General features: G+C 51.8%; 14 protein-coding genes, 1 tRNA gene, 3 rRNA genes and 1 riboswitch. Of the genes, 6 read left to right on the top strand and 12 right to left on the bottom strand.

All coding sequences use genetic code 11. The features are described 5' to 3' along the window. Window positions 1-145: 145 nt before the first annotated feature. Window positions 146-1,462, bottom strand: coding sequence for a glutamate/aspartate:proton symporter GltP (gene gltP / locus QOT07_RS01455; RefSeq protein ID WP_112347864.1), 1,317 nt, complete (start codon window positions 1,460-1,462; stop codon window positions 146-148). Window positions 1,463-2,293: 831 nt separating this feature from the next. On the opposite strand from gltP, the gene acs reads away from it, so the two are divergent. The 3 genes from acs to actP all read left to right on the top strand — a co-directional run bounded on the left by acs (window position 2,294) and on the right by actP (window position 6,303). Next, window positions 2,294-4,252, top strand: a complete 1,959-nt coding sequence (gene acs / locus QOT07_RS01450; protein WP_283602443.1) for an acetate--CoA ligase — start codon at window positions 2,294-2,296, stop codon at window positions 4,250-4,252. Between the two features lie 90 nt (window positions 4,253-4,342). After that, a complete protein-coding gene (locus QOT07_RS01445) occupies window positions 4,343-4,654 on the top strand; it encodes a DUF485 domain-containing protein (protein ID WP_112347862.1) in 312 nt (103 codons plus the stop codon). Continuing rightward, entirely contained in the window at window positions 4,651-6,303 is a 1,653-nt protein-coding gene (gene actP / locus QOT07_RS01440; protein WP_099065613.1) for a cation/acetate symporter ActP, read from the top strand. The genes QOT07_RS01445 and actP overlap by 4 nt, the downstream gene beginning before the upstream one ends. Window positions 6,304-6,387: 84 nt before the next feature. Here the strand turns inward: actP and QOT07_RS01435 are convergent, their stop codons facing one another. The 5 genes from QOT07_RS01435 to QOT07_RS01415 form a co-directional block, all read right to left on the bottom strand. Next, the gene (locus tag QOT07_RS01435) at window positions 6,388-12,279 is read right to left on the bottom strand and encodes a LamG-like jellyroll fold domain-containing protein (protein ID WP_283602442.1); all 5,892 of its coding nucleotides are present in this window, start codon (window positions 12,277-12,279) and stop codon (window positions 6,388-6,390) included. Between the two features lie 275 nt (window positions 12,280-12,554). Further along, window positions 12,555-12,670, bottom strand: a 5S ribosomal RNA gene (gene rrf, locus QOT07_RS01430). Between the two features lie 100 nt (window positions 12,671-12,770). Then, window positions 12,771-15,680: ribosomal RNA gene (locus QOT07_RS01425) — 23S ribosomal RNA — on the bottom strand. A 234-nt stretch (window positions 15,681-15,914) separates the two neighbouring features. After that, window positions 15,915-15,990 (bottom strand) — tRNA-Glu (locus tag QOT07_RS01420). Window positions 15,991-16,135: 145 nt separating this feature from the next. Then, a 16S ribosomal RNA gene (locus QOT07_RS01415) occupies window positions 16,136-17,678 on the bottom strand. The 16S, 23S and 5S rRNA genes sit together here with 1 tRNA gene alongside, the layout of an rRNA operon. A 666-nt stretch (window positions 17,679-18,344) precedes the next feature. Between QOT07_RS01415 and purH the strand changes: the two genes are divergently transcribed. Further along, window positions 18,345-19,934 carry a bifunctional phosphoribosylaminoimidazolecarboxamide formyltransferase/IMP cyclohydrolase gene (gene purH / locus QOT07_RS01410; protein ID WP_283602441.1) on the top strand — a complete coding sequence of 530 codons (1,590 nt, stop codon included), beginning with the start codon at window positions 18,345-18,347 and terminating at the stop codon, window positions 19,932-19,934. Window positions 19,935-19,982: 48 nt separating this feature from the next. Then, a complete protein-coding gene (purD, locus tag QOT07_RS01405) occupies window positions 19,983-21,266 on the top strand; it encodes a phosphoribosylamine--glycine ligase (protein WP_261418169.1) in 1,284 nt (427 codons plus the stop codon). A 46-nt stretch (window positions 21,267-21,312) separates the two neighbouring features. On the opposite strand, the gene QOT07_RS01400 is transcribed toward purD, so the two are convergent. The 6 genes from QOT07_RS01400 to nudC all read right to left on the bottom strand — a co-directional run bounded on the left by QOT07_RS01400 (window position 21,313) and on the right by nudC (window position 25,688). Then, on the bottom strand, window positions 21,313-21,951 hold the full coding sequence (locus QOT07_RS01400) for a DUF1481 domain-containing protein (protein WP_221344852.1): 639 nt from the start codon (window positions 21,949-21,951) through the stop codon (window positions 21,313-21,315). 69 nt (window positions 21,952-22,020) lie between these two features. After that, window positions 22,021-22,293, bottom strand: coding sequence for a nucleoid-associated protein HU-alpha (hupA, locus tag QOT07_RS01395; RefSeq protein WP_012004757.1), 273 nt, complete (start codon window positions 22,291-22,293; stop codon window positions 22,021-22,023). Between the two features lie 188 nt (window positions 22,294-22,481). Further along, on the bottom strand, window positions 22,482-23,072 hold the full coding sequence (locus tag QOT07_RS01390; RefSeq protein ID WP_099064201.1) for a YjaG family protein: 591 nt from the start codon (window positions 23,070-23,072) through the stop codon (window positions 22,482-22,484). 48 nt (window positions 23,073-23,120) lie between these two features. Then, the gene (gene nfi, locus QOT07_RS01385) at window positions 23,121-23,807 is read right to left on the bottom strand and encodes a deoxyribonuclease V (protein ID WP_283602440.1); all 687 of its coding nucleotides are present in this window, start codon (window positions 23,805-23,807) and stop codon (window positions 23,121-23,123) included. Window positions 23,808-23,816: 9 nt separating this feature from the next. After that, complete coding sequence (gene hemE, locus QOT07_RS01380) at window positions 23,817-24,881, bottom strand: uroporphyrinogen decarboxylase (protein WP_283602439.1); 1,065 nt, start codon at window positions 24,879-24,881, stop codon at window positions 23,817-23,819. 39 nt (window positions 24,882-24,920) lie between these two features. Beyond that, window positions 24,921-25,688: an NAD(+) diphosphatase gene (nudC, locus tag QOT07_RS01375; RefSeq protein ID WP_099064204.1), complete on the bottom strand. Its 768-nt coding sequence runs from the start codon at window positions 25,686-25,688 to the stop codon at window positions 24,921-24,923. Between the two features lie 99 nt (window positions 25,689-25,787). On the opposite strand from nudC, the gene rsd reads away from it, so the two are divergent. Continuing rightward, a complete protein-coding gene (rsd, locus tag QOT07_RS01370; RefSeq protein ID WP_085118484.1) occupies window positions 25,788-26,291 on the top strand; it encodes a sigma D regulator in 504 nt (167 codons plus the stop codon). Window positions 26,292-26,330: 39 nt separating this feature from the next. Then, a riboswitch (TPP riboswitch) is annotated at window positions 26,331-26,455 on the top strand. Window positions 26,456-26,484: the final 29 nt, after the last annotated feature.

Here is a 26,484-nt window from a genome sequence, read left to right as displayed (position 1 = left end):
CATCCTCTGTTTCTGAGAACCCCTGTTGGATTGGGGGCCATCATTTCTCTTGTTAAGCATTTTGATGATTAATATTTTAATCAAATGCTTAACCGAATGGTGTTAGCCACCAGGCGGGTTTTCCAATCATCGCGCAGAATGGCGATTAAGACTCTTTTATCTGTTTCATCTTGCCGGACAAGAACTCTTTCTCGAAGGCCAACGCCTTTTTGCTGTCGAACTGATGCTCCCATTTAGCCACCACCAGCACCGCCAGCGCATTGCCCACGACATTCAGTGCGGTACGTGCCATATCCAGGATGCGATCTACGCCAGCAATAAACGCTAAACCTTCCAGCGGGATCCCTACACTCCCCAGGGTCGCCAACAGCACCACAAAGGAAACACCCGGCACGCCGGCAATGCCCTTAGAGGTAAGCATCAACGTCACCACCAGCACAATCTCCTGGCCCAGAGAAAGCTCAATGCCGTACAGCTGGGCAATAAAGATGGCTGCAATGCTCTGATACAGCGTCGAACCATCCAGATTGAAGGAATAACCGGTCGGGACCACAAAACTGGTGATCGCCTTGGGTGCGCCATAAGCCTCCATCTTTTCAATGATGCGCGGCAACACCGTTTCCGAGCTGGCGGTAGAGAAAGCCAGGATCAGTTCGTCCTTCAGAATACGGATCAGCGTCCAGATACGCAGGTTACAGATGCGGGCAACGGCACCCAATACCACCAGCGCAAAGAAAGCGATAGCGAAGTACACCAGCAATACCAGCTTGGCCAAGGGTAACAACGAGGCGAAACCAAAATTGGCGACCGTCACTGAGATCAAACCAAACACCCCAATCGGCGCATAACGCATGATCATATGGGTGACTTTGAACATGCTTTCCGAAACGGCTTTAAACACCTTCAGCAGCGGCTCTTTGGTTTCTTTCGGCAATGAAGACAACCCAAGACCAAACAGCACCGAGAAGAAGATAATCGGTAGCATGTCGCCTTTGGCCATCGAAGCGAAGATGTTCGACGGAATCAACGACAGAAGGGTGCCAACCAGGCTGTGCGAGCCACTTTGCACCTGTTCGGTGGTTTTTTGATACTGCGAGATATCGACCGCAGTCAGCGTCGACATGTCGATGCCGTGACCGGGTTGAAAAACGTTAGCCAGTGTCAGCCCCACCACTATGGCGATAGTGGTGATCACTTCGAAATAAATAATGGTTTTCAACCCGAGACGGCCCAGCTTCTTCGCATCCCCCACACCGGCAATACCCACAACCAGCGTAGAAATAACGATCGGCACCACAATCATCTTAATCAGGCGAATAAATATGTCACCGGCCGGACTAAGAATATTACTGACCAACCACTCTCGTGATTCAACCTGATTATGGAGCACGGCTCCGACGATAATACCCAGCACCAGCGCGATCATAATTTGCCAGGCAAGACTTATTTTTACACTCTTCATACCCTAAAAGTCCTCAAAGACTCTTTTCAGCACATTTATAGTAATGCGCCGAAAAGAATAATTAATCATTTAATACAGGCTTATGTTAATGACAAGCAAGCGCTCACCTGCCCTTAGTGTGACGCTGTTTAAATCTTTACCATTTGAAAGGCATAGTCTGCAAGCCTTGTTTCATCAGGCCTTTGTGTAACATTTAACCGCATTAAATTTTAATTTTAATTCTAAATGGCATAATTCACTGTTATTAAAAGCATAATTTTATGTGATGCAGGTCACGGAATACTCTGATGGATTAATATTTACACCTGATGAAAATGCGTTAATTCCCACTAAACTTGCATATTTAGTCCAATGAGGATGTTTATATTATGTTGCATTAAAGTTTTCAAAATGAAAATCCCTGACAATATGCCCCTATACCTCCATCATATTTCAGCCGGAAAACTTCAAGTAAGTTTATTTATTAGTGAAGTTGGCTGACTATCCAATTATTAATATCAATATCGAATATTAACAATCAGCCATGTTCCAAAATGATTTAATCGGGATTTAATACCGGGTGTATGACATTAACTATTAGCGATAAAAAGTGAATTTATTATCGGGTTGGTTATTCTTTTTAGTTCTTTAGATAGCGTTTTCTGGCAAAAACCGCCTATCTAAGCGTTTTGTCCCACCAAGCGGGTGGATGCCTAGCGCAAATGAGGTAGAACTATTACAAATCAATATCTTCGTTGCGTGATCTGCCGCGCAAAAAAGAAACAAAGAATCGGAGCAAACTATACTTAACCTTCAGTTGACATATTATTAACAACTTCAAGGAGAAAAGCCATGAGCCAAGTGCATAAACACGCTATTCCTTCTGCAATTGCAGAACACGCCCTGATTAATTCGACACAATATCAACAATATTATCAACAATCTGTGCAAGACCCAGAAACGTTCTGGGGCGAGCAGGGAAAAATCCTGAACTGGATTAAACCTTATAGCCGGGTCAAAAACACCTCGTTCGATCCGGGCCATATCAGCATTCGCTGGTTTGAAGACGGCACCCTGAACCTGGCGGCTAACTGCCTCGATCGCCACCTGGCCGAACGCGGCGACCAAACCGCCATTATCTGGGAAGGTGACGATCCCACTCAGTCAAAACAGGTGACTTACAAACAATTGCACCATGATGTCTGCCAATTCGCCAACGTGCTGAAAAAGCTGGGCGTGAAGAAAGGCGACGTCGTGGCTATCTATATGCCAATGGTGCCGGAAGCCGCCGTCGCCATGCTGGCCTGCGCCCGTATCGGGGCAGTGCATTCGGTGATCTTTGGCGGTTTCTCTCCGGAAGCGGTCGCCGGGCGCATTATCGACTCCAACTCCAAACTGGTTATCACCGCTGACGAAGGCCTGCGTGCCGGACGTGCCGTCCCGCTGAAGAAAAACGTCGATGACGCGCTAAAAAATCCAGGCGTAAAAAGCATCACCAACGTGGTGGTATTCCAGCGTACCGGTAAACCGGGTTACTGGCAGGAAGGCCGCGATCTGTGGTGGCATGAACTGACCCAGGATGTTTCGGCCGACTGCCCACCGGAAGAGATGAATGCGGAAGACCCGCTGTTTATCCTTTATACCTCTGGCTCGACCGGTAAACCCAAGGGCGTGCTGCACACCACCGGCGGCTATCTGGTGTATGCCGCCATGACCTTTAAATACGTATTCGATTATCACGACGGCGACGTGTACTGGTGTACCGCCGACGTCGGTTGGGTCACTGGCCACAGCTATCTGCTGTACGGCCCGCTGGCCTGCGGCGCCATTACGCTGATGTTCGAAGGGGTGCCAAACTACCCGGGTGTTAACCGTCTGTCGCAGGTGATCGACAAGCATCAGGTTAATATCCTGTACACCGCACCGACCGCCATTCGAGCCCTGATGGCCGAAGGTGACAAGGCGATCGAAGGGACCAAACGTGACTCGCTGCGCATCATGGGTTCGGTTGGAGAGCCGATCAACCCGGAAGCCTGGGAGTGGTATTACAATAAAATCGGCAACGGTAAATGCCCGATCGTCGACACCTGGTGGCAGACCGAAACCGGCGGCTTTATGATCACCCCGCTGCCTGGCGCCACCGAACTGAAAGCCGGTTCCGCTACGCGACCATTCTTCGGCGTACAGCCGGCGCTGGTCGATAACCTCGGTAACCCGCAAGAAGGTGCCTGTGAGGGTAACCTGGTGATCACCGACTCCTGGCCTGGCCAGGCTCGCACCCTGTTCGGCGACCACGATCGTTTCGAGCAAACCTACTTCTCCACCTTTAAAGGCATGTATTTCAGCGGTGACGGCGCACGCCGTGACGAAGACGGATACTACTGGATCACCGGTCGCGTCGATGACGTGCTTAACGTCTCTGGTCACCGTCTGGGCACCGCCGAGATTGAGTCAGCACTGGTCTCCCACCCAAAAATCGCCGAAGCGGCGGTGGTCGGCATTCCACATAACATCAAGGGCCAGGCGATTTACGCCTATATCACGCTGAACCACGGCGAAGAGCCCACGCCTGAGCTGTATACCGAAGTGCGTAACTGGGTACGCAAAGAGATAGGGCCGATCGCCACGCCGGATGTCCTGCATTGGACAGATTCACTGCCTAAAACGCGTTCCGGCAAGATCATGCGCCGCATCCTGCGCAAAATTGCCGCCGGCGATACCAGCAACCTGGGGGATACCTCAACGCTGGCAGATCCGGCCGTAGTCGAAAAGCTGTTGGAAGAAAAACAATCAATGAAAGTTCCGTCCTAATTTCCGCCGCCTCAGGCCGATCAGCGGGAAGTCCCCGATGGTCGGCTTCAAGCGCGGCGGACTCTATCAATACCTACTGGAGATGCTCTGATGAATGACACCATTTATCAAGGGATTGAGGAAAACCCGCGCTTTATAGAATTGGTGCGAAAACGTAGCCGCTTCGCCTGGCTGCTTTCACTGATTACACTGGCACTGTATGTCAGCTTTATTTTATTGATCGCTTTCGATCCTCAGTGGTTGGGCACGCCGATCGCCGAAGGATCAACCATTACCCGCGGGATCCCGGTAGGCGTAGGCCTGATCGTGATCTCTTTTGTGCTGACCGGGATCTACGTATTCCGCGCCAACGGCGAGTTCGATCGCCTGACTGCAGAAATCCTGCGTGAGGTGAAGAAATGAAGCGTTTACTGCCTGCCGCCGCCCTGCTGACGCTACCGGGCCTGGCCTTTGCCGATGCCATTGGGGGGGAAGTTCAGCGTCAACCCTTGAACATTCAGGCGATCGTCATGTTCGTGCTGTTTGTCGGCGCTACGCTATACATCACCTACTGGGCTTCCAAACGCACCCGCTCACGCCAGGATTATTACACTGCAGGTGGGAAAATTACCGGTTTGCAGAACGGTCTGGCGATTGCCGGCGATTTTATGTCAGCCGCCTCTTTCCTCGGTATTTCCGCCCTGGTGTATACCTCTGGCTATGACGGGCTGATTTACTCCATCGGCTTCCTGATCGGCTGGCCAATCATTTTGTTCCTGATTGCAGAACGCCTGCGCAACCTGGGCCGTTATACCTTTGCTGACGTGGCTTCTTACCGACTGAAGCAAAAGCCGATCCGCACCCTCTCCGCCTGTGGTTCACTGGTGGTGGTCGCGCTGTACCTGATTGCTCAGATGGTGGGCGCCGGTAAGCTGATCCAGTTGCTGTTTGGCCTTAACTATCACGTGGCGGTCATCCTGGTCGGTATTTTGATGGTGCTGTACGTGCTGTTCGGCGGCATGCTGGCGACCACCTGGGTGCAGATTATCAAAGCCGTGCTGTTATTGGCTGGTGCCAGCTTTATGGCGCTAATGGTGATGAAATCGGTCAATTTTGACTTCAATACCCTGTTTGCCGAGGCCGTGAAGGTTCATCCGAAAGGCATCGCCATCATGAGCCCTGGCGGGCTGGTGTCCGATCCTATTTCTGCACTCTCACTGGGGCTGGCGCTGATGTTTGGTACCGCTGGTCTGCCGCACATTCTGATGCGCTTCTTTACCGTCAGTGACGCTAAAGAGGCCCGTAAGAGCGTGTTCTATGCCACCGGTTTTATCGGTTACTTCTACATCCTGACCTTTATTATCGGTTTCGGTGCGATCCTGTTAGTTGGCCCTAATCCGGTATTCAAAGACGCCACCGGGGCATTATTAGGTGGCACCAACATGGCGGCGGTGCATTTGGCCAACGCGGTGGGCGGCAACTTCTTCCTCGGCTTTATCTCGGCGGTTGCTTTTGCCACCATTCTGGCGGTGGTTGCCGGCCTGACGCTGGCAGGGGCCTCTGCGGTATCTCATGATTTGTACGCCAGTGTAATTAAAAACGGCAAGGCGACTGAACGTGATGAACTGCGGGTTTCAAAGATTACCGTGGTGATCCTGGGTATTGTGGCCATTGCACTGGGGATTTTGTTCGAGAAACAGAATATCGCCTTTATGGTCGGGCTGGCCTTCTCGATTGCGGCCAGTTGTAACTTCCCGATTATCATTCTTTCGATGTACTGGTCACGCCTGACCACTCGCGGCGCGATGATCGGCGGTTGGTTAGGTCTGCTGACGGCGGTGATCCTGATGATCCTCGGCCCAACCATCTGGGTGCAGATCCTGGGACACGAGAAAGCCATTTATCCTTATGAATATCCAGCACTGTTCTCGATGCTGGTCGCCTTTATCGGTACCTGGCTGTTCTCGGTGACCGACAGCTCATTGGCCGGGCAGCAAGAGCGTGAACGTTTCCGCTTCCAATTTGTACGTTCACAAACCGGCCTGGGTATTTCCCAGGGCAGTTCACATTAACCATAAACCAGCGGGTTCAGCATGCTGAACCCGCTCTTATCGCATCACCAAGACAAGGCAATAGGCTCTTTCCTGTCAGTGACTTTACTCTTCGTGTACCTTCAAGCCAATAGCCGCAATCCCCTGCTTAATCGCCTCATTTTGCATATACAGCCGCCAAATGATGCCGGTGCGATAGTTTTCAAGCATGACAATGCTAATCCCTTTTTCCAGGCCGTTGACCGATGAAGCGTACCAGTGTGGCGTAACATCCAGGTTATACCCGCTGTTAAAACCGTATTTCCCCCAGGTATATGGGTGATTTCGGTAATAGTTTTGCATGGCTGCCAGTGACTCTTTTGGCGTGAACACCATTGCCCCTACCGCACCGGAGATCACCATGGTGCCATCCGTATTGGCAGCGGTTGCCGGCGGCGCACCATAGTTGCCATGATAACTGCCATCCGGCCCCTGGCCCGCCGATAACCCCCATGAGTCAGGACCGAAGGTCTTGAAGTTATCCTGTTCATCAATGCTGTATTGGCGACTGATTTGCGAGCTAAGCACCCCGTCATTAAACCAGTCATCACCCAGCTTATCGACCTTGCCACGGAAATCGACCCAGGCATTCGAGAACTGATTGGTAAAACTGGACCCGAACCAGGTGTCAAATACCGGTTTACTGCCACGATAGGATCGCTTGTCACGACCAATGCTATAGAACATATCGCCACTGACCGGATACGTCGGGGAACCTGCCGCCAGAACATACATGCTGGCTTGCTCTACCGGACCTGACCATTTGATATCATGGAACCCGCCGCCATTTTCCGGGAACCAGGCCATATAAAACTGATTGGTCTTGGCATCGCGGAACCATGGCCATTCGACCTTATGATAAATCTGGTCCGCCATTTGTTTTATCTCACCACCGAAGTATTCGCCGGCAACAATCACCCCATTCAGCGCCAGCGTGGTATCAATGGTTGAAAGTTCAGAAGTCCAGGCTCGTTTCCCGGTCGACTTGTTCAGGAAATGATAGAAGAACCCCTTGTGCTGTTCGGCATGGTTCAGCAGCATATTCAGCGTGCCCACCGTGCGGGAAACCCCTTCTTCTCTGCTAATCCACCCATAATCAATGCCAATCGGAATCGCCGACAAGGCAAAACCGACCTGTGCCACATTACAAATTTCGGATGTTTTCGAATCGCTCACCAATCCGTAACCAGGGCTGGCAGGATCACTATTCGCCATTTCCCAGAAGAAATTGAAGCTTTTTCTGGCTTCCAGATCAATCAACGCTGAATCGCTAATCTCACGAACCGGCGGCTTTTCCGTATCAAAAACTTGCAGTTCATAGATGGAAGGTAAATCGCTTGCTGCCGTAATATTCAGCCGGATTTGTGATGCTTTAACGCGCGGGAAATAAAGTTTGGCCTGTGGGCCAAGAGTCGTTCCCTGATAAACCGGTAACCACTGCCCGTTTTGCAGAATTTCAAGGGTAAAAGCACTTACCCGAGACTCATACTCTTTAATCTGCACCAGATCGACATTAATCTCGTTCCCAAAATCCACAGTAAGCCATGCGGGCAGCGGAAGGTTATGAGATGCCCAGCGGCTCCCGCTATCACCATCAATGGCTTTATCCGCCGTATACTGTGCCTGGTTAAACCATATGCTGCTGGCACTGGCCTTGGCAGCGATATCCCACAACAGGTTATAGCTTGGCCGCACCTCAAATTGGTGCGTCACCCCTTTGATGCCGTGAGGATAACGTTCCTGAATATAAAGTTGAGAATGTTCCAACAATGGCGGTAGCTCAAGTTTGAAACGCCCATCATCAGCCACCAAACCGCTCAGCGATACCCCGCTGTCCGTGGTAATTTCAAGGGTGCTACCCGGCGTTGCCGCGCCCATTAAATAACGACTTTTATCGGTAACGCCTTGGTTATCCAGGGTGAAAGCCGCAACCACCGTCACCTCACAAACGGCAGAATAGGCACCGTCAGCACTGGTGACCGTTATTTGGGTGAGACCAGGATGGAACGCCGTAACCACGCAAGAGGTTTCATTCACTTGCAAGCCAGCAACTTCTTTGTGCGTATTGCCCCAGTTCAGATCCCCGGCATTCACTGCCTTAATATTGGCGATTAAAGTAAAACCTTTACCGACTTCCAACGTCATCATCTCTTCATTTAGCGTGATGCCAAATGGATCGTCTTGCGTCTGCTGCTGCTCTGTTAATTTCGGCAAGATCTCGCGTCCTTGCTGAGTGGCTACCATCGCATCCTTAATATGCAGGCCGTGCTGAGCTGAATGTCTGCGCGTTGTGAAGGTAAATAATGCCTGCCCGGCAGGTAACGGCTGGTCAGAGATAAACACCAAACGTAACCTTTCTGCCGTCAGTTCCTGACGCAATAGGGTAATACCCTCCAAATGAGGAGTAACCCGCTCTACCAGAGTATTCTCCAATTCGATAGTCAAATCACCGGCACAAAGATCGTATTCGCTATTTTTCAGCGCCAGCTGGTAGCTAGCGACACTATTCGAAGGTGTATTCACCACTTTGGTCATTACCCATTCCGGCAGGTCGGCATCTGACAAATTCTCCTGCGCCGCAAACATACTTTGTAAACCTGTCTCATTGCTGACGTAGGGAATATTCAAAGCATGTAGCACCATACCGGCAATATCTTTAGTCGATCCCCCTGAAACAATTTTTTCACCCCGAGTTTCTCTGGCCACGGTTCGACCATTCGCCGCGATAAAGATGGTTCGCGCCATGGCGGAATTTTGTCCATGACTAAAATTCTGAGTTTGGGTTCCATCGACTTGTTCAGTGCCACCACCATGATCGGGCGAGACAATCACCAGGGTATCTTCACGTAAGCCCTGCCGATCCAACTCACTGAGCAGTGTTTCTATTTGTTTGTCGGCAATGGCTAATGCCTGATAGTACGCAGGGCCATAATAGCCATTCACATGCCCGGCCAAGTCGATCTCGCTCAGATGAACCATCATGAATGCGGTATCTTTCAACTTGCCTGCAGCAATATAAGCCGTAGCCTTGTTCACAATGGCCTCGTCATCACCCTTGACGCATTCCACCCCGAGCGAAGGCTCAATCAAACTGTTGGCAATGGCCTCCCAAGAGACGTAGGCCGCAAGCTTACGGTTTGGCATCGCCTGGCGCAGCCGCTTGAACAACGTCGGATAGGGGCTATTTTCCGGATAATAACTTTCGGCAGCCACACCATTGGTAACCCCGTGTTTACTGGTATCTACACCGGTAAGTATCGCGCCCCAGTTTGGGGCCGAGTCGGATGGCATGACTGACTGTGCCGTGTAGGTCACCGCACCATGCTCGATCACTCCTCGTAAACATGGAATACCTAACCGATCACCAACAATTTCTTTTTTCGCATCGACTGAAGGCCAATAAGGGGCTTGTGGGCTCACACTGGCTCCCGCACCATCCATGCCAATAAATAACACTCTCTTATAAGGCATAAAAATAAGCTGTTCTGCAATTCGGGTTTGCTGCTCAGCGGGTGCGCCAATAACGTCAGCCAGCGTGATCACGCCATCCTGATTGCGATCCAGAGATAATGCCGGATTAATAGTCACGTGATGCGTTTCTGCATTCAAAGAATCAATCTGATATAAGCGACCATTTTCATAGAACTGACTATTCAATAAAGAGAATGCACCATTACCCAATACAGCGGTGGTGTTGAAACGTAATTCCCCCATTTTCGTTTTTTGCCAGTCTAGAGGATCATTATCATTAAATGTACGACCGCCATAGCCGCTGATTTTCAAGATCCCCCCATCAGTCACCTGCACAGAGATATCTCTACCGATAGCCTCAATAAATTCAAATGATGAAGGATCATAATGAAGTTCACTGGTGAACTCATCAATCACGTTGACCATATTTTCGGTACGCAAATGCAGATTGAGCGTAAACGCAGAGTCCGCTACCGTTTGTTCTGCCCCAACTAATGCCAGGCTGCCGCTAAATTTCTCTGTTAACGGTTTAACGACGAGATCACGGTATTCCTCGTAAAATGCCAGCACCTCTGGTGCACTGACGACTCGGTTGATAATCCGTAATTCATCAATCTGCGTTTCGTTACTTAAACGAAATTGGCCCTTGGCATCTGCACCAATAGCGATATCCAGAACCGTTGTTGTATCACCCGAAGAGCGAATATCAATCTGTCGTTGCAGTACACCATCTTTATAAAAACAAGCATTGCCAGCACGATCGTGACTCACCGTGATTTGGTGCCATCTGCCATCAGCCATATGGATCGGGTGGTCCGCGCCAAGATCGTAACGACTTGCATTACTGCCTTTCCAGTTCCAGCTCAACGTATTTTCATGGATCCCCACCTGCCAGCCTGGATTGCTGCCGCTGTTCCAGTCTTTATTCGCGATAATCGTTTGTTCTTGATTCACCGTTGGGGAGTTGATCCAAAAACACAGGCTGAAATCACCGGCTAAATCGTTTGGTAATTCTGCATTGGGAACAGTGAGGAAGGTTTTTCCGTCGAACAGAAATGCACTGGTGGCAAAGTTTGGTGTATATGCCTCTTTGCCGTGAGCGATAGCATGGTAGCCTTTATCTGTGCTTTCATTCAAAGTGCCATCAAACGAGTAGTGAAGGGTTTTAAGAACAGGAACAAGCTGTTGGGCATAAGCTTCATACTCCTGTTGAACCTGCTGAGGCGAAATAATAGTGTTTGATATCTGAACGCGGTCAAGCAAAGCATTTTCCAGGCGGTACTTACCCCATCCATCGGCGCCAATATTGAAATCCAAATGAGTATTGGTATGGCCACTGCCGGCGATGGAGATGCGTTTTCTCTCCTGCCCATCGATATAAAAAATAGCGTCTCCACGCCTATTATGCGTAATAGCAACATGGTGCCATTTAAAGTCAGCGATGAGAATATCACTGACATCTAACCGGCCACCATAAATACCTTTCCAGTTCCATCGCATTTTTTCACCACTAATACCGATAACCCAACCTATATTTCCACCAACACTCCAGTCTTTATTCGAAAATATAACACCCTCATATTGTGCATTGCTTTTAATCCAGAAAGAAACGCTGAAATCCTCATCCAGCGCCGGGAACAGCTCACTTTGAGGCAGTGTAATATAAGATTTCGTCAACTTAGCCGCTTTGCCGTCAAAACCACGAACAAAGCTAATATCTCCGGTAGCCACACCATGGTAGCCTTGGTCTGAACTGTCTTTCAAATCATCGTCAAAGTTCATCAATACTGCTAATGACTTTTGTAGTTTATCTTTTAGATCATAAAATCTTTGCTTAATTTCCTCGTGGCTTAGGAGCTTATCATGGATCTCCAACTCATCCAGATGACAACCATCCAGAGAATATTTACCCAGCGCATCAGCCCCAATCACCGTGGCATAGTTACTATCAATATTGCCAGAGTTGGCAATGTTAATGGTATAAACCTCTTCTCCATCCTTATAGAAGACAGCGTCACCCTGACGATCAAACGTAACGGCAACATGATGCCAACGGTTGTCTGCAATTTTAATGTTTTGTTCAGCTCCCAGGTCCAGGCGGGATCGGGAGGCACCTTTCCAGTTACAAACCAAATAATCCTTATTAATACCCAGCAACCAACCAATATTAGAACCTTTCCCCCAGTCTTTATTAGAGATAATTACGCCATCACTTGATGTACCAGATTTAATCCAGAATGATAGACTCAGGTTACGATCGGTAGAGAATAAAAATTTATCCTTCACCAAAGAAATAGAGCCTTTTTCGAAATATCCGTCCTGACCAATATTGTTTTTAGTGAGAACAATATTTCCTGTGACTTTTTCTATACTGTTATTACCTGAAACATCTTTAATTTCCGTATTAAAGTCTATTCTTGCCAATAAAGCAGCCGTTTTATCAGCATGTTCCCTCAGGGAGACGGTTTCTTTATATTCTTCGCTCATATTATTTCACCTACATTTTAAAAGGATTTAAAAGTAGGCCGACAATATCATGAGGGTATTAAGACGAAAATTTATCCATGTCGTGTGATAAATCATACAACCAGGTTTATATATTAGAAGGGATATCTCAGAAATAGCGGGCGAAGAATATAGCGTGATTTATGTGATGCACATTGAAGACTGGGGTGAAAATTGAGAGGAATGGCGGCAATTCTTTATTGTGCACACAGCAAAAAGCCTCATGCTTTCGCATGAGGCTTTCGACTTTAATTAATGCCTGGCAGTGTCCTACTCTCGCATGGGGAGACCCCACACTACCATCGGCGCTACGGCGTTTCACTTCTGAGTTCGGCATGGGATCAGGTGGGACCACCGCGCTATTGCCGCCAGGCAAATTCTGTTTCATTCCAACCGCTACTACCCGTAGCCATCAGAACCAATCTCGGAACATTCGCTGAAAATCTGTCTCTCTAAAACACTTTTGGTGTTGTAAGGTTAAGTCTCACGGATCATTAGTACTGGTTAGCTCAATGCATCGCTGCACTTACACACCCAGCCTATCAACGTCTTAGTCTTAAACGTTCCTTCAGGGGGATCAAGTCCCCAGGGAAGACTCATCTCGAGGCAAGTTTCGCGCTTAGATGCTTTCAGCGCTTATCTTTTCCGCACTTAGCTACCGGGCAATGCCATTGGCATGACAACCCGAACACCAGTGGTGCGTTCACTCCGGTCCTCTCGTACTAGGAGCAACCCCTCTCAATCTTCCAACGCCCACGGCAGATAGGGACCGAACTGTCTCACGACGTTCTAAACCCAGCTCGCGTACCACTTTAAATGGCGAACAGCCATACCCTTGGGACCTACTTCAGCCCCAGGATGTGATGAGCCGACATCGAGGTGCCAAACACCGCCGTCGATATGAACTCTTGGGCGGTATCAGCCTGTTATCCCCGGAGTACCTTTTATCCGTTGAGCGATGGCCCTTCCATTCAGAACCACCGGATCACTAAGACCTACTTTCGTACCTGCTCGAGCCGTCACTCTCGCAGTCAAGCTAGCTTATGCCTTTGCACTAACCTCACGATGTCCGACCGTGATTAGCTAACCTTCGTGCTCCTCCGTTACTCTTTGGGAGGAGACCGCCCCAGTCAAACTACCCACCAGACACTGTCCTCACCCCAGATTATGGGGCCGAGTTAGAACATCAAACATTAAAGGGTGGTATTTCAAGGTTGGCTCCACGCAGACTGGCGTCCACGCTTCAAAGCCTCCCACCTATCCTACACATCAAGGCTCAATGTTCAGTGTCAAGCTATAGTAAAGGTTCACGGGGTCTTTCCGTCTTGCCGCGGGTACACTGCATCTTCACAGCGAGTTCAATTTCACTGAGTCTCGGGTGGAGACAGCCTGGCCATCATTACGCCATTCGTGCAGGTCGGAACTTACCCGACAAGGAATTTCGCTACCTTAGGACCGTTATAGTTACGGCCGCCGTTTACTGGGGCTTCGATCAAGAGCTTCGCCTTGCGGCTGACCCCATCAATTAACCTTCCAGCACCGGGCAGGCGTCACACCGTATACGTCCACTTTCGTGTTTGCACAGTGCTGTGTTTTTATTAAACAGTTGCAGCCAGCTGGTATCTGCGACTGGCTTCAGCTCCGAGAGCAAGTCTCTTCACCTACGCGCCAGCGTGCCTTCTCCCGAAGTTACGGCACCATTTTGCCTAGTTCCTTCACCCGAGTTCTCTCAAGCGCCTTGGTATTCTCTACCTGACCACCTGTGTCGGTTTGGGGTACGATTTGATGTTACCTGATGCTTAGAGGCTTTTCCTGGAAGCTTGGCATCAACTACTTCTGCACCGTAGTGCATCGTCATCACGCCTCAGGGTTAGATAAGTAACCGGATTTACCAAGTCACTCCCCCTACACGCTTAAACCGGGACAACCGTCGCCCGGCTAGCCTAGCCTTCTCCGTCCCCCCTTCGCAGTAACACCGAGTACAGGAATATTAACCTGTTTCCCATCGACTACGCCTTTCGGCCTCGCCTTAGGGGTCGACTCACCCTGCCCCGATTAACGTTGGACAGGAACCCTTGGTCTTCCGGCGAGCGGGTTTTTCACCCGCTTTATCGTTACTTATGTCAGCATTCGCACTTCTGATACCTCCAGCAACCCTCACAGGCCACCTTCAACGGCTTACAGAACGCTCCCCTACCCAACAACGCCTAAGCGTCGCTGCCGCAGCTTCGGTGCATGGTTTAGCCCCGTTACATCTTCCGCGCAGGCCGACTCGACCAGTGAGCTATTACGCTTTCTTTAAATGATGGCTGCTTCTAAGCCAACATCCTGGCTGTCTATGCCTTCCCACATCGTTTCCCACTTAACCATGACTTTGGGACCTTAGCTGGCGGTCTGGGTTGTTTCCCTCTTCACGACGGACGTTAGCACCCGCCGTGTGTCTCCCGTGATAACATTCTTCGGTATTCGGAGTTTGCATCGGTTTGGTAAGCCGGGATGGCCCCCTAGCCGAAACAGTGCTCTACCCCCGAAGATGAGTTCACGAGGCGCTACCTAAATAGCTTTCGGGGAGAACCAGCTATCTCCCGGTTTGATTGGCCTTTCACCCCCAGCCACAAGTCATCCGCTAATTTTTCAACATTAGTCGGTTCGGTCCTCCAGTTAGTGTTACCCAACCTTCAACCTGCCCATGGCTAGATCACCGGGTTTCGGGTCTATACCTTGCAACTATTCGCCCAGTTAAGACTCGGTTTCCCTACGGCTCCCCTATACGGTTAACCTTGCTACAAAATATAAGTCGCTGACCCATTATACAAAAGGTACGCAGTCACCCAACAAAGTAGGCTCCCACTGCTTGTACGTACACGGTTTCAGGTTCTATTTCACTCCCCTCGCCGGGGTTCTTTTCGCCTTTCCCTCACGGTACTGGTTCACTATCGGTCAGTCAGGAGTATTTAGCCTTGGAGGATGGTCCCCCCATATTCAGACAGGATGTCACGTGTCCCGCCCTACTCATCGAACTCACAATTAATGCATTTTAGTGTACGGGACTATCACCCTTTACTGTGCGACTTTCCAGACGCTTCCACTAACACAAGAACTGATTCAGGTTCTGGGCTCCTCCCCGTTCGCTCGCCGCTACTGGGGGAATCTCGGTTGATTTCTTTTCCTCGGGGTACTTAGATGTTTCAGTTCCCCCGGTTCGCCTCATACGACTATGTATTCATCGTATGATAGTGCAACGAATTGCACTGGGTTTCCCCATTCGGGTATCGCCGGTTATAACGGTTTATATCACCTTACCGACGCTTATCGCAGATTAACACGCCCTTCATCGCCTCTGACTGCCTAGGCATCCACCGTGTACGCTTAGTCACTTAACCTCACAACCCAAAAGTGTTTCCACCTTCGTGCTGCTACATTTGAGAGACTCTATGACAGGTTAATCCTTACTCCAATACATCTACGGAGGAGTAAGTTTCAGCTGTCATGTTTCAATTTTCAGCTTGTTCCAGATTGTTAAAGAGCAATATCTTAAACACGACTCGTTAAAGTCATCTTTAAGATGTTTTCGGTTCGGCAAGAACCGGTGATAATGTCTTTCACTCATTATCGGATGGCGTCCCCAAGGGGATTCGAACCCCTGTTACAGCCGTGAAAGGGCAGTGTCCTAGGCCTCTAGACGATGGGGACACGAAAATCCGATTAAACTGAACGTCTTAATCGGTTCGTATCAGCATGAGTCAGAGACTCATTACATCAACAGGTAGCGCTTTTGCTCATTACTTTTTCATCAGACAATCTGTGTGAGCACTTCACTCGAATCAATATCATTAGGTAAGGAGGTGATCCAACCGCAGGTTCCCCTACGGTTACCTTGTTACGACTTCACCCCAGTCATGAATCACAAAGTGGTAAGCGCCCTCCCGAAGGTTAAGCTACCTACTTCTTTTGCAACCCACTCCCATGGTGTGACGGGCGGTGTGTACAAGGCCCGGGAACGTATTCACCGTAGCATTCTGATCTACGATTACTAGCGATTCCGACTTCACGGAGTCGAGTTGCAGACTCCGATCCGGACTACGACGTACTTTATGAGGTCCGCTGGCTCTCGCGAGTTCGCTTCTCTTTGTATACGCCATTGTAGCACGTGTGTAGCCCTACTCGTAAGGGCCATGATGACTTGACGTCATCCCCACCTTCCTCCGGTTTATCACCGGCAGTCTCCTTTGAGTTCCCGCCATTACGCGCTGGCAACAAAGGATAAGGGTTGCGCTCGTTGCGGGACTTAACCCAACATTTCACAACACGAGCTGACGACAGCCATGCAGCACCTGTCTCACAGTTCCCGAAGGCACTAAGGCATCTCTGCCGAATTCTGTGGATGTCAAGAGTAGGTAAGGTTCTTCGCGTTGCATCGAATTAAACCACATGCTCCACCGCTTGTGCGGGCCCCCGTCAATTCATTTGAGTTTTAACCTTGCGGCCGTACTCCCCAGGCGGTCGACTTAACGCGTTAGCTCCGGAAGCCACGCCTCAAGGGCACAACCTCCAAGTCGACATCGTTTACAGCGTGGACTACCAGGGTATCTAATCCTGTTTGCTCCCCACGCTTTCGCACCTGAGCGTCAGTCTTTGTCCAGGGGGCCGCCTTCGCCACCGGTATTCCTCCAGATCTCTACGCATTTCACCGCTACACCTGGAATTCTACCCCCCTCTACAAGACTCTAGCTTGCCAGTTTCAAATGCAGTTCCCACGTTAAGCGCGGGGATTTCACATCTGACTTAACAAACCGCCTGCGTGCGCTTTACGCCCAGTAATTCCGATTAACGCTTGCACCCTCCGTATTACCGCGGCTGCTGGCACGGAGTTAGCCGGTGCTTCTTCTGCGAGTAACGTCAATGCAATGTGCTATTAACACACTACCCTTCCTCCTCGCTGAAAGTGCTTTACAACCCGAAGGCCTTCTTCACACACGCGGCATGGCTGCATCAGGCTTGCGCCCATTGTGCAATATTCCCCACTGCTGCCTCCCGTAGGAGTCTGGACCGTGTCTCAGTTCCAGTGTGGCTGGTCATCCTCTCAGACCAGCTAGGGATCGTCGCCTAGGTGAGCCATTACCCCACCTACTAGCTAATCCCATCTGGGCACATCTGATGGCGTGAGGCCCGAAGGTCCCCCACTTTGGTCCGAAGACGTTATGCGGTATTAGCTACCGTTTCCAGTAGTTATCCCCCTCCATCAGGCAGTTTCCCAGACATTACTCACCCGTCCGCCGCTCGTCACCCAGAGAGCAAGCTCTCCTGTGCTACCGCTCGACTTGCATGTGTTAGGCCTGCCGCCAGCGTTCAATCTGAGCCATGATCAAACTCTTCAATTAAAAGCTTGATTTGCTTCAACTCGTGAAGCGATGCTCGAAAATAACTTTCGTAATAGTCATTCTGTTGGACAAGCCAACGAAACAACGTATTGCTTGGTCACTCTTCAAGACTTGATATTTTTTCGAACCCGAAGGTTCTGGATATCGTCTTGTGGAGTGCCCACACAGATTGTCTGATAAATTGTTAAAGAGCAGTGAGTTAGCCGCCGTAGCTTGCTATCTCGAGGTGGCGTATACTACGCTTTCCTCTTTCAGAGTCAACCCCTAAATTTCAGGATTTTTTCTCTTCGAACCCCGGAGACTCTGTGAAGTTGTTCACATGTTCCGTGTCGATGGAGGCGCATTATAGGGAGTTCTCAGCAGGCCGCAATAGGTATTTTCGACAAAAACGATCGTTTGCTGCATTCCACAGCAAAACCCCGCTTTATACCTTGTTGTACACAAACTTATCCACAGAAGTCATTTGCACGGAAAATTTACGAGCGCCACGCAAACGTTTTCGCTACAATTCCCCGCGACGAAACGCTCCCCTTTTTATGGGGGCGTTACCTGAATCTGTGCCTGATCACCCCTTTATAGAGAGAAAAACCTTTCCTTATAGAGAGTAGAAGGTGGAAATTCACGTAACGCTCTTTTATTGCGACTCCAAAGCCAAGGGATAAAACCATGCAACAACCTCGTCCAATCCGCCGGGCCCTGCTCAGCGTCTCTGACAAAGCCGGTATCGTTGAATTCGCCGAAGCGCTATCCCAGCGTGGCGTTGAACTGCTCTCCACCGGTGGCACTGCCCGCCTGCTGGCAGATGCCGGCCTGTCTGTTACCGAAGTTTCCGACTATACCGGCTTCCCGGAAATGATGGACGGACGAGTAAAGACCCTGCACCCCAAAGTACATGGCGGTATTCTGGGCCGTCGTGGCCAGGACGATGCCATCATGGACCAACATGACATCAAGCCAATCGACATGGTGGTAGTAAACCTTTATCCGTTCGCCCAAACCGTGGCGCGTCCGAACTGCTCACTGGAAGACGCGGTCGAGAACATCGACATCGGCGGCCCTACCATGGTGCGCTCCGCCGCCAAGAACCATAAAGACGTTGCCATCGTGGTGAAGAGCAGCGACTACGCCGCTATCATTACCGAGATGGATAACAACGACGGTTCGCTGCAATACACCACGCGATTCGATCTGGCCATCAAAGCCTTCGAACACACCGCCGCTTACGACAGCATGATCGCCAACTACTTCGGCGCGCTGGTTCCGGCCTACCACGGTGATACTGAGCAACCTGCCGGCCGTTTCCCTCGCACCCTGAACCTCAACTATATAAAGAAGCAAGATATGCGCTACGGTGAGAACAGCCACCAGCAAGCTGCCTTCTATATAGAAGAGAACGTTCAGGAAGCCTCTGTCGCCACCGCGGAACAATTGCAAGGCAAAGCGCTGTCTTACAACAACATCGCCGATACCGATGCCGCACTGGAATGTGTGAAAGAGTTCGCCGAGCCGGCCTGTGTGATCGTCAAGCACGCCAACCCGTGCGGTGTGGCGATCGGTGATGATGTTCTCGCGGCCTATGAGCGAGCCTATCAAACCGACCCTACCTCTGCTTTCGGCGGTATTATCGCCTTCAACCGCGAACTGGACGCCGCCACCGCACAGGCGATCATCAGCCGCCAGTTTGTGGAAGTGATTATCGCGCCGAGCATCAGCCAGGAGGCTCGCTCCCTGCTGGCGGCCAAGCAGAACGTGCGCGTATTGGCCTGTGGCCAATGGCAGCAACGTATTGCCGCTCTCGACTTCAAACGTGTCAACGGCGGCCTGCTGGTACAGGATCGCGATCTGGGCATGGTGAGCGAAGGCGACCTGCGCGTGGTATCCGAACGCCAGCCGACCGCACAAGAACTGCGTGATGCGCTGTTCTGCTGGAAGGTTGCCAAGTTCGTGAAGTCCAACGCCATCGTCTATGCGCGTGACAACATGACTATCGGCATAGGCGCCGGCCAGATGAGCCGAGTTTACTCCGCCAAGATCGCCGGGATCAAAGCTGCGGACGAAGGCCTGGAAGTCAAAGGCTCCGCCATGGCGTCTGACGCCTTCTTCCCGTTCCGTGATGGCATCGATGCCGCCGCTGCGGTAGGTATCAGCTGTGTGATCCAGCCTGGCGGTTCGATCCGCGATGATGAAGTGATTGCCGCTGCCAACGAGCACGGCATCGCGATGATCTTCACCGACATGCGCCACTTCCGCCATTAATCCCTTTTGCCGCGTGCGCTCCGGCGCACGCTCTGCGTGGAGCACCTAATGAACATTTTAATTATCGGCAACGGCGGGCGCGAACATGCGCTGGCCTGGAAAGCGGCCCAGTCGCCGTTGGCAGATAAAGTCTACGTTGCACCGGGTAACGCCGGCACCGCACTGGAAAGCAATCTGGAGAATGTGGCGATCTCTGCTACCGATATTCCAGCGCTGCTTGCCTTTGCCCAGAGCCATGATATCGATCTCACCATCGTCGGGCCGGAAGCGCCGTTGGTGATTGGCGTGGTTGATGCCTTCCAGGCCGCGGGCCTGAAAATCTTTGGCCCATCCCAGGCGGCAGCCCAATTGGAAGGCTCCAAAGCCTTCACCAAAGACTTCCTGGCGCGCCATAACATCCCAAGCGCCGAGTACCAAAACTTTACCGAGGTTGAGCCGGCGCTGGCCTATCTGCGCAGTAAAGGTGCCCCCATCGTTATCAAGGCCGACGGCCTGGCCGCCGGCAAGGGCGTGATCGTCGCCATGACGTTGCAGGAAGCGGAAGACGCAGTACAGGACATGTTGGCCGGTAACGCCTTTGGCGATGCAGGTCACCGCATCGTGGTGGAAGAGTTCCTTGAAGGTGAGGAAGCCAGCTTTATCGTGATGGTCGACGGCGAGAACGTGGTGCCGATGGCCACCAGCCAGGATCACAAGCGCGTCGGCGACGGTGATACCGGCCCAAACACCGGCGGCATGGGGGCTTACTCCCCGGCACCGGTCGTTACCGATGAAATCCACCAGCGCGCCATGGATCAGGTCATCTGGCCAACCGTGCGCGGCATGGCAGCGGAAGGTAACACCTACGTCGGTTTCCTGTACGCCGGGCTGATGATCTCCGCCGACGGCCAGCCAAAGGTGATTGAGTTCAACTGTCGCTTTGGCGATCCGGAAACCCAACCCATCATGCTGCGTCTGCGTTCTGATCTGATCGAACTGTGCCTGGCCGGTGCAGAAGGCAAACTGGGAGAGAAAACCTCCGAGTGGGATGAGCGTCCTGCGCTGGGCGTGGTACTGGCAGCCGGCGGTTATCCGGGTGATTACAACAACGGTGAAGTCATTCAGGGCCTGCCACAGCAGGAAAGTGCCGACGGTAAGGTGTTCCACGCCGGTACCCGCATGCAGGGCGATGACGTGGTCACCAGCGGTGGGCGCGTGTTGTGCGTAACCGCATTGGGTGAAACGGTGGCACAAGCGCAACAACGCGCCTATCAATTAGCGGAAGGTATTCAGTGGCCGGGGAGTTTCTGCCGCAAGGATATTGGCTATCGTGCGATTGCACGCGGCAAATGATCTGAACACTGAAATGCTAGCCAGGCTCCGCAATGCGGAGCCTTTTTTATAGCTGGTCTTCTTTCGGTTCCCAGCGGCAAAAATCATCGTTCGCCACCAGCAGCAGTTCACGCCCTTCCGGTGCATCCAACCAGGCTATATTCACCGGCTGGCTGCTATTGCGGGCGCGTCGCGCAATCCAGGCTTCGGCACTGCTGTCCAGTTCCGGCTTCAGCGTTTGGCCATCGCAGGTTTGTACTACTCCTTGCTGCCAACGCCCCTGCAGCAGCTTCACCTTGCCGGCGCGCAGCGCATTGCTTAATTCCAGCACTCGTCGGGCCTGGTATTGATACAGCGCGATTTCATCGGCGGTCAGTTGTTCACGCCGCGTAGCCAATTGGCGCTGCATAAAGCTCACTCCGCCGTCATCGGCAAAGCGCAATTGAATAGAGTCTTGATCGCCATCGGCGTCAGTGCGTTTAATCTGACGCAGCTTGCCGTTTTCATATTCGTACAGCGTGGTGACGGTACCCGGACCACGATAGGGACTGTAGACGCTCATCAACACCAGTGGATGATGCCGATCGTCATCTTTACGCCACAGACGCATAACGCCCTGGTCGGCTACATAGCCGCTGGCCGTAAAGGCAGGGGGATCAGAATGACTGCTGCAGGCGCTCAGGCCGCCGGCAATGCCGATGACCATAAGCGCCTGTCGGATAAACAAAAGGGGCGCTATAGCCCCTCTGTTTAATCTTTTCACCAACACGCAGTATTACTTAACTGCGTCTTTCAGTGCTTTACCAGAAACGAACGCAGGCACGTTAGCAGCTGCGATTTTGATTTCTTTACCAGTCTGCGGGTTGCGACCAGTGCGCTCGTTGCGGTGGTTGACCTTGAAAGTCCCGAAACCAACCAATTGTACTGCATCACCTTCTTTCAGAGACTCAGTAATAGCAGCCAGGGTGGATTCCAGAGCCAGTTTAGCTTGTGCTTTGGAAAGGTCAGCCTTGTCCGCGATTACATCAATCAGTTGAGTCTTGTTCATAAGTTATCCTTACAGTGTGTTTATCGTTTGCAAAGCATCGAGTGCGACGGATATGCCGATGTACAGCACTCCCTGCATACACGCACCGATAGCCACTTTTTTTACGCCCCCCAAATGTAGACCAGACAGGGTGCGGATGTGAAGCCTTAAGGCATGACAAATCAGGCGTTAAATCACGTTTTCTTGCCTTATTGCGTTAAATTTATCCCGATATTACTAACTGCGGCCTCGCGGAGGTCAGAACGTAACCCTTTGATCAGTTCTAAATCACGCTCTTCGCAGTCAGCCAACAGGCGGAAAATTTCCCATTGGATGTCCCATTCTTCCTCTACCGCAGGCAAAACCTTGAGCTCATCGTCGGTCATTTCCTTACCGGCCTGAGTCATTTCCAACATCGCCACGGTGCGAATTGACGTTTCGCTGATGGCGATGGCGTGCTCTAGCGTCTCCCCGCTGAGTCGCGAATGGATCAGTTCCCCTAATGCGATACAGGCGTCAATCGCCGGGTAAACGCCGTAAAGATCGTAATCTTCTGCCGAGGGGATCGCCTCTTCCAACTTCTCCAACTGATTGTCAAAGTTGACCTTGGCGTCCTTGATCACCAGCGTTTCCCACACCAAATCCAGAATGCGGCGATAAATTGCCGGATCGCCGAACTCGGTTTGCAGGCAGAACATCTGGTAATTCGGATACATACGCTCGCACAAACTGGCCATAAAGGTCAAATGTTGCCAGCTCTCAAGTTTTTCCAGACGTAAATGAATCGGGTTACGTAGCATTATTCACTCTCTTACGCGTTATCTGCGCCGCAGTGTACCCGAAATCGGTCATTGCGACACCTCCGGATGCTGCTGTAACCAGCGCTGGAAGGCCGGGCGGCGCGAGGCGATGGCATCGGCCCAACGTGTAGGTTCTGGCAAACGGTAACCCGCCATGCAACGTTGTACCCAGGCGAGCGCACTGTCGGCGCCAACACGATGGCCGGTGGAGATGAACAACGGATTGCAGCGCGCCTTGCTGCGCCATACCCAACCCAACTGCTCGCCTTTGTCCTCCAGCGCAGCCAATGCGCCTGCATCTGCGTCCAATGGGGCGAATTTACCGCACAGGCGCTTTTTGGCTACGCCGATGGTCGGTACGTCAACCAGCAGGCCAAAATGGCTGGCAACGCCCAGGCGTCGCGGATGCGAGATGCCATGACCATCGACCAGAACCAGGTCCGGTTTCTGATGCAGTTGCTCCCAGGCAGCAAGCAACGCAGGGTATTCACGGAATGATAAAAAACCAGGGATATAGGGCATGTTAGTGCTAACACGAGCCACCTGGTATTCCACCAGCTCCAGCGACGGATAGCGCAGGATGGCGATGGCGGCGCGGGTTACCGCCCCTTCCTGCTCAAAGCCCACGTCGGCACCGGCGATAAAGGCCGGTGGATCGACCAAAAAATCATCCTGGCGAATGACTTCAGAGGCGCGAAGCAGTTGCTCCGTACGCAGGGCCTGAGTATCTATCACGTCCAATCCTTAGCGATGGTATTTCCCCGACTGCGCGTGAACCGCCTCAACAAAGGCGCCTGCGTTCTCCGGCGGCACGTCCAGGTGAATACCATGCCCCAGGTTGAACACGTGCCCTTCGCCGTGGCCGAAACCAGCCAGAATGGTTTCCACTTCCTGGCCGATACGCTCAGGTGACGCATACAGCATGGAAGGATCCATATTGCCCTGCAACGCGACTTTGTCCCCTACGCGACGGCGTGCATCACCGATATCGGTTGTCCAGTCGAGGCCTAACGCGTCACAACCGGTCGCCGCCATCGCCTCCAGCCACTGACCGCCACCTTTGGTAAACAGCGTCACCGGCACGCGATGGCCGTCGTTTTCACGTAGCAGACCGTCGACAATCTTATGCATGTAGTGCAGTGAGAACTCGCGGTAGTCACGACCGGTCAGCACGCCACCCCAGGTATCGAATACCATCACCGATTGTGCACCGGCTTTAATCTGGGCGTTAAGGTACAAGATGACGCTGTCCGCCAGCTTATCCAGCAGCAGGTGCAACGTCGCCGGCTCGGCGTACATCATTTTTTTCAGCTTGGTGAAGGCCTTGCTGCTGCCGCCTTCCACCATATAGGTCGCCAGTGTCCACGGGCTGCCAGAAAAACCAATCAGCGGCACTTCGCCCTTCAGCTCACGACGGATGGTGCGTACCGCATTCATCACATAACCCAGTTCCACTTCCGGGTCGAACGCCGGCAGCTTGTCGACATCGGCACAGCTGGTGATCGGTGAGGAGAAACGCGGGCCTTCACCGGTTTCGAAATACAGGCCCAGCCCCATAGCATCGGGAATGGTGAGGATATCGGAGAACAGGATCGCAGCATCCAGTGGGAAACGACGCAGCGGCTGCAGCGTGACCTCACAAGCCAGCTCCGCGTTCTTGCACAGCGACATGAAATCACCGGCCTCGGCGCGCGTAGCCTTGTACTCCGGCAAATAACGACCGGCCTGACGCATCATCCATACAGGGGTCACATCCACCGGCTGACGCAACAGTGCGCGCAGGTAACGATCGTTCTTCAACTCATTCATTATGGGGCTCCCTTATTCATCTGCCGGTATTGTAGCGATTTATTGTTCACGGCATAAGGCTACGGTGTCCTCTATCAGGCGACGCGCTACGGTGCCGGGTGGCGGTAGCAGTGGCAACCGATCGTAGCGGTACCAACCGGCGTTAAGCAGCTCTTTGGGATCGTGGCGGATCTCGCCCCGGTGATAATCGGCCATAAAGGCCATCATCAGCGAATGCGGGAATGGCCAGGGTTGCGAGGTGACATAACGCAGGTTTTTGATTTCAATATTACTTTCTTCCATAACCTCACGCGCAGCCGCCTGCTCCAGCGTTTCGCCGACTTCGACAAAACCGGCCAGTACGGTATGAATACCGCCGCGGTGACGCACATGCTGCGCCAGCAGGATCTCATCGTCACGCCGAATGGCGACAATCACGCAGGGTGCGATCTGCGGGTAATAACGCTCCCGGCAGTTGCCGCACAGGCAGGCACTTTCGGTGCGGCTGAGGTGCATTTCATGGCCACAATAGCCGCAGTAGCGGTGGGAACGGTAAAAATCGGCCAGTTGTACGCCACGCCCGGCGAGCTGGAACAGCCCGCGATCGAGTTCAAGCAGTTGGCGCACCGAGCCCATTTCCTGCGGCATCGCGTGGCGCACCAGCCAGACCGGCAGCCCTTCCCATTCGCCAATAGCGCGAGCCATCCGCCCCTGCAGGGAGAATGACGCCGCTGAACCGCACGGTAATTCACCGTTCGGTAACCAAAGTTTGCTTTCATGGCTGACGATCCACCAGCCATTTTCATTACCCGTTAATGCAAGTTCCATATCGTTGTTGCACAACCTCAGCTTCACTGGCACTCTACAAATCGGCCTTGTTACATTTTAATAACTTACTGTTACGTTTTATTACTTACGGAGTCAAACATGCTCAACCGTTTGGAAAGCCTGACTCAGCGCGTTGGTGGTAGTAATGAATTAGTAGATCAATGGCTTCAGGCGCGCAAGCAATTGCTGGTCGCCTATTGCGCCCTGGTGGGCATCAAACCGAACAAAGAAAAGCATACGCCGCTGAATGAAAAAGCGCTGGAGAACTTTTGCCATAATCTGGTGGATTATCTCTCCGCCGGCCATTTTCATATCTATGACAGAATTATCAAACAAGTGGAAGGCGCATCCAGTCCGAAAATGTCTCTGGCGGTCAACATCTATCCCAAGCTGTGGGCCAATACCGAGCAGATCATGGCTTTCCACGATCGCTATACCGAAGTGGATATCGATCAGGACCTGTGTCTGGAATTGCATCAGTCTTTGTCCGACATCGGTGAAACGCTGGCAGCACGTTTTACCCTCGAAGACAGGTTGATCCAACTGGCGGCTGAAACTTGGCAACAGGCGGAGCCGGACAAGACACTGGATCCAGCCCGCTAAAATGTTGTAGTCTATTTTATTATCCCTCCTATACTGGAGGGCATCTTGTCGGAGTGCCTAGCGCCTGATTTGTTCATCAAATTGGCCAGGCTGAGACCGTTAATTCGGGATCCGCGGAACCTGATCGGGTTAATACCCGCGAAGGGAACAAGAGTAATCTATCGCCATAGGCAGGTGACCCGATTTGGGATAA

The sequence above is a fragment of the Serratia proteamaculans genome, from assembly GCF_949794035.1.
Lineage (GTDB): Bacteria > Pseudomonadota > Gammaproteobacteria > Enterobacterales > Enterobacteriaceae > Serratia > Serratia proteamaculans.
Note: the sequence above shows the minus strand (reverse complement) of the source record. Positions and strands in the feature narration are given on the sequence as shown.